The sequence below is a fragment of the Glutamicibacter sp. 2E12 genome (assembly GCF_050030965.1).
Taxonomy (GTDB): domain Bacteria; phylum Actinomycetota; class Actinomycetes; order Actinomycetales; family Micrococcaceae; genus Glutamicibacter.
Genome location: NZ_CP188297.1, coordinates 3,642,270 through 3,656,393, shown reverse-complemented (window position 1 = coordinate 3,656,393; position 14,124 = coordinate 3,642,270). Strand labels below are relative to the sequence as shown.

At 60.1% G+C, this 14,124-nt stretch carries 14 protein-coding genes; 8 read left to right on the top strand and 6 right to left on the bottom strand.

What is annotated here, in order from left to right:
* Positions 1-169 precede the first annotated feature (169 nt).
* Both ACP3TE_RS17350 and ACP3TE_RS17345 read left to right on the top strand, forming a co-directional pair.
* Positions 170-1,771 (top strand): ABC-F family ATP-binding cassette domain-containing protein, encoded by a 1,602-nt coding sequence (locus tag ACP3TE_RS17350; RefSeq protein ID WP_105657791.1) that lies wholly within the window; start codon positions 170-172, stop codon positions 1,769-1,771.
* 68 nt (positions 1,772-1,839) lie between these two features.
* Positions 1,840-2,286: a hypothetical protein gene (locus ACP3TE_RS17345; RefSeq protein WP_426734506.1), complete on the top strand. Its 447-nt coding sequence runs from the start codon at positions 1,840-1,842 to the stop codon at positions 2,284-2,286.
* Between the two features lie 78 nt (positions 2,287-2,364).
* Here the strand turns inward: ACP3TE_RS17345 and ACP3TE_RS17340 are convergent, their stop codons facing one another.
* Genes ACP3TE_RS17340 through ACP3TE_RS17330 form a run of 3 tightly spaced genes read right to left on the bottom strand, consistent with a single transcriptional unit; the run spans position 2,365 to position 3,941 of the window.
* Positions 2,365-3,273: an SURF1 family cytochrome oxidase biogenesis protein gene (locus tag ACP3TE_RS17340; protein ID WP_400342356.1), complete on the bottom strand. Its 909-nt coding sequence runs from the start codon at positions 3,271-3,273 to the stop codon at positions 2,365-2,367.
* Positions 3,274-3,519, bottom strand: a complete 246-nt coding sequence (locus ACP3TE_RS17335; RefSeq protein ID WP_105657794.1) for an acetone carboxylase — start codon at positions 3,517-3,519, stop codon at positions 3,274-3,276. It lies immediately after the preceding gene.
* Positions 3,519-3,941, bottom strand: coding sequence for a DUF3099 domain-containing protein (locus ACP3TE_RS17330; RefSeq protein ID WP_105657862.1), 423 nt, complete (start codon positions 3,939-3,941; stop codon positions 3,519-3,521). Before ACP3TE_RS17330 ends, ACP3TE_RS17335 begins: the two co-directional genes overlap by 1 nt.
* A 217-nt stretch (positions 3,942-4,158) precedes the next feature.
* Here ACP3TE_RS17330 and ACP3TE_RS17325 point away from each other — a divergent pair, with 217 nt between their 5' ends.
* Positions 4,159-4,881 (top strand): beta-ketoacyl-ACP reductase, encoded by a 723-nt coding sequence (locus tag ACP3TE_RS17325; protein WP_105657795.1) that lies wholly within the window; start codon positions 4,159-4,161, stop codon positions 4,879-4,881.
* A gap of 34 nt (positions 4,882-4,915) precedes the next feature.
* A complete protein-coding gene (locus tag ACP3TE_RS17320; RefSeq protein ID WP_105661240.1) occupies positions 4,916-5,665 on the top strand; it encodes an SDR family oxidoreductase in 750 nt (249 codons plus the stop codon).
* A 149-nt stretch (positions 5,666-5,814) separates the two neighbouring features.
* On the opposite strand, the gene ACP3TE_RS17315 is transcribed toward ACP3TE_RS17320, so the two are convergent.
* Together ACP3TE_RS17315 and serB are read right to left on the bottom strand one after the other, a co-directional pair.
* A complete protein-coding gene (locus tag ACP3TE_RS17315) occupies positions 5,815-7,563 on the bottom strand; it encodes a VanW family protein (protein ID WP_105657797.1) in 1,749 nt (582 codons plus the stop codon).
* 161 nt (positions 7,564-7,724) lie between these two features.
* A complete protein-coding gene (serB, locus tag ACP3TE_RS17310) occupies positions 7,725-8,645 on the bottom strand; it encodes a phosphoserine phosphatase SerB (RefSeq protein WP_332728408.1) in 921 nt (306 codons plus the stop codon).
* A 188-nt stretch (positions 8,646-8,833) separates the two neighbouring features.
* Here serB and ACP3TE_RS17305 point away from each other — a divergent pair, with 188 nt between their 5' ends.
* From ACP3TE_RS17305 to ACP3TE_RS17290, 4 genes are all read left to right on the top strand, one after another.
* On the top strand, positions 8,834-9,619 hold the full coding sequence (locus ACP3TE_RS17305) for an ABC transporter ATP-binding protein (protein WP_332728407.1): 786 nt from the start codon (positions 8,834-8,836) through the stop codon (positions 9,617-9,619).
* Positions 9,620-9,647: 28 nt separating this feature from the next.
* Positions 9,648-10,445, top strand: a complete 798-nt coding sequence (locus ACP3TE_RS17300; RefSeq protein WP_133833401.1) for a sulfite exporter TauE/SafE family protein — start codon at positions 9,648-9,650, stop codon at positions 10,443-10,445.
* A 3-nt stretch (positions 10,446-10,448) separates the two neighbouring features.
* On the top strand, positions 10,449-11,282 hold the full coding sequence (locus tag ACP3TE_RS17295; protein WP_426734502.1) for a TrmH family RNA methyltransferase: 834 nt from the start codon (positions 10,449-10,451) through the stop codon (positions 11,280-11,282).
* A gap of 147 nt (positions 11,283-11,429) precedes the next feature.
* Positions 11,430-11,687 (top strand): type B 50S ribosomal protein L31, encoded by a 258-nt coding sequence (locus ACP3TE_RS17290; RefSeq protein WP_013348950.1) that lies wholly within the window; start codon positions 11,430-11,432, stop codon positions 11,685-11,687.
* Positions 11,688-12,438: 751 nt separating this feature from the next.
* Here ACP3TE_RS17290 and ACP3TE_RS17285 read toward each other — a convergent pair.
* Positions 12,439-14,037 carry a DUF222 domain-containing protein gene (locus tag ACP3TE_RS17285; RefSeq protein WP_426734500.1) on the bottom strand — a complete coding sequence of 533 codons (1,599 nt, stop codon included), beginning with the start codon at positions 14,035-14,037 and terminating at the stop codon, positions 12,439-12,441.
* Positions 14,038-14,124 lie beyond the last annotated feature (87 nt).

Genomic DNA, 14,124 nt, shown 5'->3' with positions numbered 1-14,124 from the left:
GATTTCCACTGCGGTGGAAGTGCGGGCTTCGATTCTTTAGCCAGCTCAACCCCAAACTGTTAGTTTGTGCACGTTCCGCAGGCCACGGCGTGGTTGGCCGGTAGAATAGTCAAGTTGCCCAATTTGTGGGCCGCACAATTCTTGTACCCGCATGAAAGGGCCACACCATATGATTTCCGTAGCCAACCTTGAGCTACGCGTCGGCGCCCGCTTGCTGATGGACGAAGTGAACTTCCGCATCGACAAGGGCGACAAGATCGGACTGGTGGGACGCAACGGTGCCGGCAAGACGACGATGACCAAGGTCCTCGCCGGCGAGACCCAGCCAGCCTCGGGTGAGGTCACCTTCAAGGGCTCCATCGGCTACCTGCCGCAGGACCCCAAGACCCCTGACATGGAGCAGCTGGCGCGCAATCGCATCCTTGGCGCCCGCGGCCTGGACGTGGTGGTCACCAAGCTGGCCCAGAACCGCGAGGACATGGCCAGCGAGGACGCTGCCGTCTCCGCCAAGGCCATGCGCCAGTACGACCGGTTGGAAGCAGAATTCATCGCTGCCGGTGGCTACGCTGCCGAATCCGAAGCGGCCGCCATCTGCGCCAACCTGGATTTGCCGGACCGCATCCTGGACCAGCCGCTGCGCACCCTGTCCGGTGGACAGCGCCGCCGCGTCGAGCTGGCACGCATCCTCTACTCGGACGCCGAGACCTTGCTGCTCGATGAGCCGACCAACCACCTGGACGTCGACTCGATCATGTGGCTGCGCGACTTCATCAAGAACTACCCCGGCGGCGTGCTGATGATCAGCCACGATACCGGCCTGATGGAATCCACCGTGAACAAGGTGCTGAACCTTGACGCGAACCGCGGCGTGGTGGATGTCTACAACATGAACTGGAAGCGCTACAAGATCCAGCGCGAAACCGATGAGCGTGCCCGCAAGCGCGAGCGCGCCAACATCGAGAAGAAGGCTTCGGTCCTGCTGACCCAGGCGAACAAGATGAAGGCCCGCGCCTCCGGCGCCTCGGCGGCGCAGTCCATGCTCAAGCGCGTGGATCGCATGCTTTCCGGGCTGCAGGAAGAGCGTGCCTCCGACAAGGTTGCAGCCCTGCGCTTCCCGGATCCGGCTCCCTGCGGCAAGACCCCGCTCATGGCCGAAGGCCTGTCCAAGGCCTATGGCTCGCTGGAGATCTTCAACGATGTCTCGCTGGCCATCGACCGCGGCTCGAAGGTTGTCATCCTGGGCCTGAACGGTGCCGGCAAGACCACCTTGCTGCGCATGCTCGCCGGTGTCTCCGAACCCGATACCGGAAAGATCATTCCGGGCCACGGCCTGAAGATCGGCTACTTCGCCCAGGAGCATGACACCTTGGATCCGGAAGCCAGCGTGCTGGAGAACATGCGCCGCAACGCGCCTGACCACCTGAACGATGCCGACGTCCGCTCGATCCTCGGCTCGTTCCTGTTCGTCGGCGACGACGTGACCAAGCCGGCCGGCGTGCTCTCCGGCGGCGAGAAGACCCGTCTGGCCCTGGCCACCATCGTGGCTTCCAGCGCCAATGTGCTGCTGCTTGATGAGCCGACCAACAACCTCGACCCTGCCTCGCGCGCCGAGGTGCTGGGCGCGCTGTCCACCTTCCCGGGTGCCGTGGTCATGGTGTCCCACGATGAGGGCGCAGTGATGTCGTTGCAGCCTGAGCGCGTGGTCATTCTGCCTGATGGCGATGAGGACCTCTTCAACGAGGATTACCTGGAATTGGTTTCGCTGACTTAAATCCTGACAACGCGCAATAGCTCTCGTAGGCTTGGCAGATCACCATCTTCAAAGGGAGCTGCCAAGCCATGAGTGTTTTTGGACGCAAATTACCGCGGATCGCAGGCGCTGGGCTGCTGCTTGCCAGCGCGCTGGCCGGCTGCGCCGCACAGGTTTCCGATGAGATCAACGCCCAGTGGACGCTGCTGGACCCTGCCGGGGTGAATGCGTCGAGCACCAGCCTCGACCTCGGGGTCATGCGGCTTGCCTGTTCCTCCGGGGTGACCGGCGAGGTGACCTCCACCCAGGTGGAGCTGTCCAATGACCAGATTGCCATCGGGATCGTGGTTGAACCGCTGGAAGGCGAAGCGCATGCCTGCCAGGGCAACGAGACCGCGCCCTACACGCTGGAACTGCAGGAGCCGGTGGGGGACCGCACCCTCATCGATGCCTCCTGCCTCGAAGGCGAGTGGCACAAGACTCCTGGGTGCAGCGACAGCGGGATCCGCTGGACGCCGCCGGCCAACGGCAGCTGAAAGAAAACTGCATTAAGCAGAGAACCGCGCGGCAACTGGAATATTCCAGCTGCCGCGCGGTTCCCTTGTTTCCCGCAGCTACTTCGGGAGGCCCCCTGGCGTGTGGTCGGCCTGGTCGAGCAACGCATCCTCGATGGCTTCATCGGTCGGCGTGCCGTCACGGCGGAACTTCTTATCCGGCTTGGCGCGAATCTTGCGCACCTTGTGCAGCGGCTCGTCCAGGCCCAGCGCCTCGGCTTCGGCTTGCTCGGCGGCATCCTCGGCGTTCAGCTTCTTCTGCTGGCGAGCGGCATACCAGAAGCCGATGAAGGCCAGCACGCCAAAGATGTACCACTGGATCTCGTAGGAAAGATGCGGACCTTCATCCATATCCGGAGCGTCCAGCTGCAGTGGCGCAGTGGCCGGGGCCGGATCCTCTTCATACATCAGGCCGTAGGCGCCCTGGGCGATCTCGTAGTCCAGGAGCTTGGCGTAGTCTTCGAGCTGGATCGAAGCCAATTGGCCCTCCGGGGCGCCGCGGTCCAAGCGGATTTCCGATGGTTTCAAGCGCACATCCACGGTGACTTCTCCGGCAGGCGGCGCTGGAACCGCGTCCGGGTGGCCGTCTTCCTGGTTGCCGATCGGCAGGTAGCCGCGGTTCACGACGACAGTTCCGCCCTCGTTGGTCCTGAACGGCACCAGCACCTCGTAGCCGGGGCTGCCGGCCTTGATGCGGTTGCGCACGATTATGGTATCCGCGGGCAGATATTGGCCGGTGAGCTGCGCGGTCATCCAGGTCTTGTCCTCGTCCAGGTCCTGGAAATTCTCCAGGGCCTGCGTGCCGGTGACCGGCTCTGCGAAGTAGTTGCGGTTGACCCGTTCGATGCCCTCGAGGACTTCGGCACGGCGGTCGGCTTGCCAATTGCCCAAGCCAATGCAGGCGGCGGCGAAGATCGCCACCAGAATGAGCCAGCCGACCCACCGGGTACTGGCCAGAAAACGATACATCTACTTGCTTTCTCCTTCATTGCCCGGCATCGGCAGCGTTTCCTTGTAGAGCAGGCGTTCCTTCAGATACGTTTCGAGCCAGTCGCGGTGCTCTTCGCAGGCCAGCCAGATTTTGCGCCGGTCCGGGGTGTGGATCTTCGGATTATTCCACAGCAGCTGGTGGCTGGCGGCGTTGCGGCAGCCCTTTCGCGAGCACTGGATTTCGGCGGCGGCAGGGGAGCCGCCGAGCGAACCTAGCAGATCCACTAGTCCTCCTTGGGAGCAGTTGTTGGCTGTTGCACCGGTTCAGCTTCTTCGGCGAAGCTTCCGTCGATCACTTCTGGTTCCGGTGCCTGCTGCGCGGCCGGCGCGGTTTCGTCCGGTGCGGCGATAGCCTCGGCGCCGGGAGCCTTGTAGAACTCGGCGGGCGGTTCGCGTTTGGTCAGATCCGCACCGCCGTTGGCGATCACCACTGCGATATAGGGAAGGATAATTGCGCCCGCGAGCAAGACCCAGCGCAGCCAGCCATCGAAGAAGAAAGCGAGAACGAAGCAGATCAGGCGCACGGTCATGGAAATCGTGTATTTGCGCACACGTGAATCGCGCTCGGTGGTATGGGACTCGCGCGCTTCGGTAATGCGGTGAACTTCCGGTTGGCTGGAACCGTGATTCGTGGGCTGTGGGGACATGTAAAAGACTTCGCTTCGCAGTACGGGATCTGCTCCCATTGTCTCACCTGCGGCACGAAGAGTGTAATTTCTACGCGCTGTCGAAGCGGTAAAACTGGGTAGTAACTAATAGGATTGTTCACGGAGTAGCTACTTAACTAGGCAAAGTGCGCTTTTCGGCTGGCCCTTGGAGAGATTTACCATGCCAGGACAGCGAGCGCATGAACGGAGAAATACATTGACTACGGAACCAACCACTGGCCGCAGTGTCCTCGTGACCGGCGGCAACCGCGGCATCGGACTTGCTATTGCGCGCGCATTCGAAGCCAACGGCGACAAAGTGGCCATTACCTACCGCAGCGGCGAGGTTCCCGCCGGACTGCTCGGCGTCAAGGCCGATGTCACCGACGGCGAATCGATCGACGCGGCCTTCAAGGAAGTTGAAGCGGCCCACGGTCCGGTAGAAGTCCTCGTCGCCAATGCGGGGGTCACCAAGGACACCCTGCTGCTGCGCATGAGCGAAGACGACTTCACCTCGGTGATCGACACCAACCTCACCGGCGCCTTCCGCGTGATCAAGCGCGCGTCCAAGGGCATGATCCGGCTCAAGCGCGGCCGTGTCGTGCTGATTTCCTCGGTCGTCGGCCTTTACGGCTCGCCAGGGCAGATCAACTACGCGGCGTCCAAGGCCGGCCTGGTGGGCATCGCCCGCTCGCTGACCCGTGAACTGGGCTCACGCGGCATCACCGCCAACGTTGTGGCTCCGGGCTTCATCAACACCGAGATGACCGCTGTTCTGCCAGAGGACACCCAGAAGGAATACCTCTCCAGCATCCCGGCCAACCGCTTTGCTGAGCCTGAAGAGGTTGCCAACGTGGTCCGCTGGATCGCCAGCGACGAAGCAGGCTACATCTCCGGTGCCGTGATCCCGGTTGATGGCGGCCTGGGCATGGGCCACTAGAAGATTTAAGCAAGAAATCCAAAGGAGTACCACCATGAGTGAATTCAAAGGTGCCGTTGTAACCGGTTCCTCGCGCGGCATCGGTGCGGTGACCGCGCAGCTGCTGGCCGAGCAGGGCGTTGGCGTAGTGGTCAACTACCGCGCCAAGGCCCCGCGCGCCAACAAGATTGTTGCCGCTATTGAAGAAAAGGGCGGCAAGGCCGTTGCCGTGGGCGCCGACCTGACCACCGTTGAGGGTCCGCAGGCTCTGGTTGACGCGGCTGTTGAGAACTTCGGCTCGCTGGATGTCGTCGTGCTCAACGCTTCGGGCGGCATGGAAACCTCCATGGGCGAAAACTATGCGCTGCGCCTGAACCGCGACGCGCAGGTGGCCATGCTGGAAGCCGCGCTGCCCCAGCTGAGCGAGGGCGGCCGCGTGGTCTTCGTTACCAGCCACCAGGCGCACTTCATCAACGAAGTAACCACCATGGATGCCTACGACGCTGTGGCCAAGTCGAAGCGCGCCGGCGAAGATGCACTGCGTGAAATGATCCCGAAGCTGGCCGAGAAGAACATCACCTTCGTGGTGGTCTCCGGTGACATGATCGAAGGCACCATCACCGCAACCCTGCTCAACCGCATGGAGCCAGGTGCTATCGACGCCCGCCGCGAAGCTGCCGGCAAGCTGTACTCCGTCGAGGAGTTCGGCGCCGAGGTAGCCAAGATGGTCTTCGCCGACGTCGAGACCGGCCACACCGAGCTGGTTGGCGGCGCAGGCGACTTCCTGGAGCAGTCGGGCAAGTAAGCCCCCGCAGCAGCGCGCATCAGCTGGCGGCAGTTACCCCGTGCAGGGGTTCCGACCGCCAGCTTTTCCGTGCCTGGGGCAAAATGCGCAGGGTTAAGCGAAATCGCCGGGCACCTCCGAAAGGGAGGCGCCCGGCGATTTCGCTTGGATCAGTCCTTGGGCTTGTCGCCGCAGACGATCTTGTGCCATGGGCTGTAGGTCCAGCTCTTGGTTTCAGCTGGCAGCTTCTTGGATCCATCGAAGGCTTCCCGGTAGCGGGTGATATCGATGCTGAAGCCCTTCTTGCCACCAGATTCCGAGACGCACTTTTCGGCCGGGTTGTACTTGGTTTCGGGGTTGGTCTGGTTGTACTTGCCCGAGCTCTTCTGCGAGACATCCCAGTACTTGGTGGACCACAGGCGGGTATTGACCTTGTCGCCCGAAACCCAGGCCTGGATCATCACGCCGTAGGGGGTGTTGTTCTCCCAGATCATGTCGATCTGGCCTTCCCACAAGGTGGCTTCGCGTCCCGCGGGGTAGCGCTCGAACCAGCGAGAATGCGGCTTGTGGGTGATGTCGTCGTATCCGGCCAGGAAGCCGACGTTGTACATCTGGGTGGAGATCTGCGAGAGTCCGCCGCCTACGGCTTCGGTGCTGAAGCCGCTTTCCACGACCCCGGAGCTGTAGTAGCCGTTGGCCACGGTGATCGGGCCCAAGGCCTGCAGCAGCGAGAAGCGTTCGCCGGGCTTGATGATATCGCCGTTGACGCGCGCCGAACCGGCATGCAGGTTCTTGGTGCGTACGGTATCGGAAGCCGGGTAGGGAGTGGAGAAGGTGACGATCGGTTCCTTGATGCCGAGCTTCTTCGCATCTGCGGTGGTGAAGTCGGCTTCCTTCTCGGTCATCTCAACTTCGGCAGTGCGGTTCTTGGCAGCGGTGGCGGCCAGGACCTTGGCGCCCAGGCCCTTGGTCTCCAGCGAGATGCCCTTGGAGGACTTGATGATGGACGGCTTGCCGTCCTTCAAGACGATCTGCGCATCCTTGGCAGTGCTGGAAAGATCTGAATTCTTCGTCGCAGCCTTGTAGAGCTTCTCGTCATCCAATGCGATCGCTGGGGCGCCATCCTTGGGCGCGTACTTTGCCGCCGCGGCAATAGACGCGGCCGAGATGGACGCCTTCTTGTCATCCGATGCCAGGATGACCTCGTCCTTCAGCAGCGCCTTGACGTCCTTGTCGTAGAACGCCTGCAGGGCGTCGGCAGAGATCGCCGGCTTGCTGACTTCGGCAGGAAGGTCGATCGCCGCGCCGGCAATTTCCCATTCCTCGCTGATCAGTGTGGCGGCTTCTTCGGTCTTCAGCGCTACGCCGTCAACGGGCTTGGTCAGCTTCGAGGTGCCATCCTTGAAGTCGATAGTTCCTTCGGCGACCTCGGCATTGGCCTTCTTGGCCAGCGCTTCAAGCTGCGCGCCCAGTTTTTCCTGATCTACGTCGACCGCTGGGGTGACGTGGAATTCGCCGGTGAGCCGCTCGTAGAGCTTGGCCGGGTTGATTTCGTAGGAAGTCAGTTCGTTGATGGTTTCATCAACGTTCAGTTCCAGGCCGGCCTTGGCCGGATCCAGGGTGTACTTTTCACCGTTGACGGTGACATCCATTGGCTTTTCAGCCAAGGGGAGTACCTCGCGTTCCAATTCGGCGCGAGCCTGGTCCTTGTTCATGGATCCGATGTTCACGCCCGCAATTGACGCGTTGGCTGGAACCTGGGAACTGACATAGGCGGCTCCGCCGAAATATGCTGCGGCTACGGCTGCAACACAAGAACCGGTAATGATCCAAGGCTTGGCCTTGCTCTTCGGCTTCTTCTTGTCTTGTGCGGAGTGCGTAGGCGTAGTTGAGGAACTGTCCGGGGAGGGGGTCTGCACTGGTCTGGTAGCTCTTTCGAAAGCGATAGGGGCTACGCGCGCGGCTAGGACTTATTCCGCCAGCCGTTAAACGCGTCAATAGAAATACTAACCGCTGGAACAACCGATCAAGTTACCGAAAGCCGCTATCGGCAGAATTGTTATGCAGTTGTTGGATTCCGCTAAGCCAAATCATTGAGTACTAGGTCGGCGATGACGTCCAGGCGCGAGAAGTCCAGGCGCACGTCCGCCTCATCGCGCAGGGCAGGCTTCGCATTGAAAGCCACGCCCAAACCCGCGGCAGCAACCATGGCCAGATCATTGGCGCCATCACCGGCGGCGACGGTTGCCGTCATCGGGATGTGATGTTCCTCGGCCCAGGCGCGCAGCATCGTTTCCTTTATGCCGCGATCGACGATCTGGCCGTGAACGGTTCCGTCAAGAATTCCCTCGGAAATGCCCAAGGTGTTAGCCAGCGCATGGTCCAGGCCCAGATGGGCAGCCAACGGATCCAGGATCTGCTGGAACCCGCCGGAAACTACCCCGACCTTGTGCCCAGCAGCGTGGAACCGCTTGACCAGGGCTTCGGCGCCGTCCGAGAGGACAATGCGCTGGCCTACCTCGGCAAGGACAGTATCTGGCAGATCCTTCAAGGTAGCTACGCGCTGGATCAAGGACTGGGCGAAATCCAGTTCACCGCGCATCGCGGCTTCGGTCACCGCAGCCACTTCTTCTTCCCGTCCAGCGTGAGCGGCGAGCAGTTCGATGACTTCCTGCTTGATCAAGGTGGAATCGACATCCATCAGCAAGAGCAGCTGCGGAGCATCGACGAGTTCGGCCGGTACCACCGCTACGCACATGTCCGCGTATTCCAGTGCGCCGTCGGCGACCTGCGCATCGACGAATGCCGCAGCGGCCTGCTGCAGCTTCGCCTGATCGGCCTGTTCAAGGCGAAACTTGGCGACCAGCCGCTCTTCGCTGGCTTTGATCTGACTCTCGTCCGCGGCGGGAATGAGCCCGGCGGCGGCCGCTTGCTGCAATACAGCGTTGAAGTCTGTGCGGGAGAAAGCGGGGCGGGATGCGAAAACCAATGATGAAGCCATGCAACCATTTTTCATTGCTTCGGTGTTTACGACCAAACATGACGTGTTGGCGCAGAAGCTGCTGACCAGGCCCAGGGGAGCGAACTAGTATTGCCGTTGGACGCAATACAGGTCAATCCGGCGATCTCAGGCCCCGTCCGGCATTTCCAATTAGTGAAACAGGGGCGAAAAGTCTAATCTTGAATACCATGAGCGAAGTGCTAACTTTCAAAGATGTCAGCGTTGTACGCGGGCGAAAAGACCTACTCAAGGACGTGTCCTGGGAAGTCAAAGAAGGACAGCGGTGGATTGTGATCGGCCCCAATGGCGCCGGCAAGTCGACCTTGATGAACATTGCGGCCACCCGGCTGCACCCAACCCGCGGTACCGCGGATATCCTTGGCGAACGTTTGGGCAAGGTGTCGGTCTTCGATCTGCGTCCGTTGATCGGCCTGAGCTCAGCCCTGGTTGCCAACTCCATTCCAGCCAACGAAACCGCGCTTAACGTAGTACTCACCGCGGCTTACGGCATGACCGGTCGCTGGCGCGAGAAGTACGAGAAGCTCGATGAGCGCCGTGCTTTCCATCTGCTGCACAACTGGGGCATGTCCACCTTCATGAACCAGCCTTTCGGCAAGCTTTCCGAAGGCGAGCGCAAGCGCGTGCTGATCGCCCGTGCCTTGATGACCGATCCCGAACTGCTGATCCTCGATGAGCCTGCAGCAGGCTTGGACCTTGCCGGGCGCGAAGACCTGGTTGGCAAGCTGGCGGAACTGGCAGCCGACGAGGATGCCCCGGCCCTGGTTCTGGTAACCCACCACCTTGAAGAGGTGCCAGCGGGATTCACCCACATCTTGATGATGCGCAACGGCGAAGTTGTCGCTGCCGGCGAGATCGAATCCACGCTGAACGAAGCGAACCTGGAAGCAACCTACGGCATGCCGCTGAGCCTGCGCCGTGAAGGTGGACGCTACTCTGCTTTTGCACGCAGCTAACAGCAATAACTAAAGGGGAAAATTCCACGTGATCGAATTTTGGCGCGAAGCCCTGGTCTTCATTGGCGGACTGTGGGCCGGAACTATCAACACCGTCGTCGGTTCGGGCACGTTGGTCACTTTCCCCATTCTCGTGGCGTTGGGCATGGCTCCGGTGAATGCCGTCGTCTCCAACGCCATGGGTCTGGTTGCTGGTGGCTTCTCCGGTGCCTGGGGGTACCGTCGAGAAGCTGCCAGCGTCAAGAAGACGCTGCTCAAACTCGTGCCGGTTTCACTGGTCGGCGGGTTGATCGGTTCCTTGCTCCTCCTGAACCTGCCGGAGTCCGTCTTCGGCATCGTTGCGCCGGTGCTGCTGGTTTGCGCGCTGGTGCTGGTGATCTTCCAGCCCCGTCTTGCGAAGTGGGCGAAGACCCGGCAGGCCGCTTCCGGCGGCACCGACCCGGATGATGCAGATCGCGCCCAGATTCCAATGGTCCTCTACATCCTGGTGTTCATCATCGGTGTCTACGGCGGCTACTTCACCGCCGCGCAGGGAGTCCTGCTGATGGCGGTATTCGGCGTGTTCTTGCAAGCATCCCTGCAGCAGTCCAATGCAATCAAGGTCATCCTCTCCCTGATCGTGAATCTCGTGGCGGCCGCGATGTACCTGATCATTGCGCCGGAACGCATCAATTGGCTCGTCGTCCTGCTTATCGCTGTCGGCTCGCTGATCGGCGGATTTGCCGGCGCCAAGATTGGCCGCAAGCTCTCGCCTGGGCTGCTGCGCCTGGTCATCGTCATCCTGGGCCTGGTTGCCCTGGGCAACATGCTCTACAAGTTGGTGTAGCTCGTGGTTGAAATTCTCAACCCTGAACGGATCCTGCCGGTCGCGGATCTGGCTGATTCCCGCCTCGACGAGTACCTCCGGCTCTCCGAAGCGAACCTGCGTATGCGTAGCGATGTGGAAAACGGCCTCTACATTGCCGAGAGCACCAAAGTGGTTCAGCGTGCGATCAACGCGGGACACGTGCCGCGCAGCTTCTTGCTCGCCGAAAAGCATCTGGACCAGCTAACCGAGGAGTTCAACCGTTTCCCGGACGCGCCGATTTTCATTGGGGATGATCGGCAGCTCCAGGATCTGGTCGGCTTCCACTTGCACCGCGGCGCCATGGCAGCGATGAATCGTCCCGAACCGCTGGATCTGGACGAAGTGCTTGAAGCCAGTTCGCGCGTTGCCATCTTGGAAGACATCGCCGACCATACTAACCTCGGCGCAATTATCCGTTCGGCTTCAGGGCTCGGCGTTGACGCCGTGCTGCTCACCCCCAAATGCGTGGACCCCTGGTACCGTCGCAGCGCCCGCGTCTCAATGGGGACGGTCTTCGACCTTCCTTGGGTACGCATGCTGTCGTGGCCAGAGGACATCCAGACCTTGAAGAGGCATGGCTACGAGATGCTCGCCATGGAACTGACCGAGGACGCGATCCCGCTAAACGAAGTAGAGATCAAGTCTGGCCAGAAGGTCGCCATGATCTTGGGCAACGAAGGCAGGGGAGTTACCGATGAAGCTCTGGCCGCCGTTGACCGGACCGTGATCATCCCTATGTACCGCGAAGTGGATTCCCTGAATGTTGGTGCCGCTAGCGCAATTGCATTCTGGCATTTGTGCTCCGCGCCACGCTAAGAAGGTTTCTGCCGCCGCCGCTTTTGCGATAGGATGGACTGTCTGTGCATTGAGGTCTCTTCATGGAGCCCTGAATGCGGGACACAATTTCCGAGTAAGTAGCTACTGGCAAAATCCAGTGGCCATAAACAAAAAAGGTGTATAGCTATGAAGGCTGATATCCATCCACAGTACGGCCCAGTTGTCTTCAACGACCTGGCATCCGGCGAGAAGATCCTGACCCGTTCGACCGCTAAGTCGGACAAGACCATCGAATGGGAAGATGGCAACACCTACCCAGTAATCGACGTCGAAATCTCGGCAGCTTCGCACCCGTTCTACACCGGCAAGCAGCGCATCATGGACACCGCTGGTCGTGTCGAGCGCTTCAACGCCCGCTTCAAGGGCTTCGGCGGCAAGAAGTAATACTTCGCCCCTAGCAAGCTTTCGCGGCGTGTTTCCAGTATTTGGAAACACGCCGCTGCTGCTTTAACAGCACACCTGTCCATCAGTGACTGAAAAATGTTTTCACGGAACCGTCTAAGAGGATTCGTTTTTCGCGCCACGATGCGCATCGCGGCATCTTGGCAGTTTCCTGGATGCGCCAGTGACTGAAAAATATTGTCAGCAGCGTCCGCCCCAGCGTCTTCCGGCTCAATAGCCGTCGGGGCGGCAGGAGATGACTGAAAAATGCTCTCACTTAACTGACTAGGAGGATTCCTTTTTCGCGCCGCGATGCGCTAGTGGCATTTTGGTAGTCGTCTCGATGCGCCAGTGACTGAAAAATATTGTCAGCAGCGTTCGCCCCAGCGTCGTTCGGCGCAATAGCCGTCGGGGCAGCCGGGGATGACTGAAAAATGTTTTCACGGAACTGTCGTAGAGGTCCCGTTTTTGGCACAGCGGTGCGCATCGGGCATTTTGGCAGTTGCCTGGAGGCGCCATTGACTGAAAAATATTGTCAGGAGCGATTGCCCAGAGCTTTTCGGTGCTATAGCCGTCGGGGTTTCCAGTGGCGGCTTAATAAGGATTCGCTGACTCGTCGAAGCCGACGTCTTGGCCGCACTGCTCCGAGCAACTGGCTCCATCGCCGTTGCGTGAATGGTGTTATTGGTGGTGTGGAGGTGCTGGTGACTGAAAAATTCTGTCACCCAAAAACCGGTCAATCGGGATAGCGTCCTCAGCCTGTTTCCTTCTGGCCGTCATCTGGCGGCGATTCAGGACCGGGATCCTCGTCTGGAATGTCGACGCGAGGCTTGAGCCCAAGTACCCTGCGTACTTCTGCCGTGAGTCGAATATGCGGCAAAGGAATGACCTTAGGGCGCTCTGGGCAATGATCATTTACATGATCGAATTGGTCCACACGCTTGACGCTTTCCGGAATAACGAGTGCGCTCAGCCCGTGTGGAGTCACCCACATCTTGGATCCGTCAGGACGCGGAACGACTTTCCAACCCAATGCATGCTTGAACATTTGATGCTGCTTGCACAGCAGATGCGTATTGTCCCTGGTCGTATGCCCTCCGTGAGCCCAGCCATTTATATGGTCAATCTCGGAGCGGTCAGCTGGACGGCGACAGCCGGGGAAGCAGCAATGCTCATCGCGGTGCCGTAACAGATCCTTGAGACTCTGCGAAGGCCGGTAGCGCCTGCGCTCGACATCTATCGCGGCGCCAGTCCATGGATCGGTCAGCACGCGCTGGAACGAAGGCGCATCCTTTGCCAACACCAATGCGACCCCCAGTGGGATGGGGCCGTAGCCTTCCAGGTCAGCCACGGTCCTTGTAGGATCCGCCAGCATTTCCACCGCGGGAATCGTGATGGATACCCGTGGCTTGAGGGGCGTGCCTTCCCGGTCCGGCCAGCCGTTGAGGATGATGTCTGCAAAGGCGTCCGCTTCTATTTGCTCCCGGGTGCGGGGATCCTGCGGATCGTTATGCCGATCAGCTAGCCACTTCACGGAGTTCTTGATGGAGTGAATCACTGCGGCACTGTTGTAGTACTTGAGGGTGGACATGCCATTTTCGTTATCCCATAGCGTGAGCTTGCGATTCTTTTCAGACTTCTTGTGCCTTTGTTCGGCGGCCTCCGGGCACATCCTGTCATGGAACCGGCGTGCGCGTTGGTATATCGCGTCATCAGACGCAGTCTTCGCCATGGGCAACAGCACGCGTTGCATCTGCATGATTTGTTCGGGGAGCAAGTCCTGCGAATACTTCACGATGTCATGCGCTGCCTTGGGCGTGATCTCTCCTGCAGCCAGAGCCGTGAGGGTTTCCTTGCAGGCGTAGCGAAGACCCTTGGCATAGAACATCCGCTTGCCTACCATGCGAGGGGTCTCACGCAGCGCGACAGCCGCTTCTGCGATGAAGTTGGAGTTGATGACCTGGTCACTTCCGCGGTCAACGCCATAGTATTGAGCACTTTTCCGAGCCTCGCGTTCCTCCTCCTCGGTAGTGGTCCCCGCGGTGGCGATCATATCGGCAAATGATTCACTGACTTGTTCTACTGAATCGGCCAGCAGCACAGATGTCATTGCATCGAGGGTGCTCTGAATGCGTTGGATCTTCTTCAGCCGTTCGAGGGCGTCGTCGGGGCCATTGAGCGGGCCCGCGTCGTAGAGCTCATCTGCCAATTGCTTCAGCGGACCATGGAACAGGTGATGTTCGAGATGGTCGCTGAATAACGAATCCTTGTGGGATTCTGTGCGAGTGCCAGCTGGGGGCAACGGTAGACGATGTTCATCATCGTCGTCATGGATGAAATCGGGTATAGCCATAGTTAATCATCCTGCCGGCAACAGACAGTTTGGCCCGGAAAACCGCGGAATGTGGAAGTATTCTCGAATATTTATTCGATTGTTATC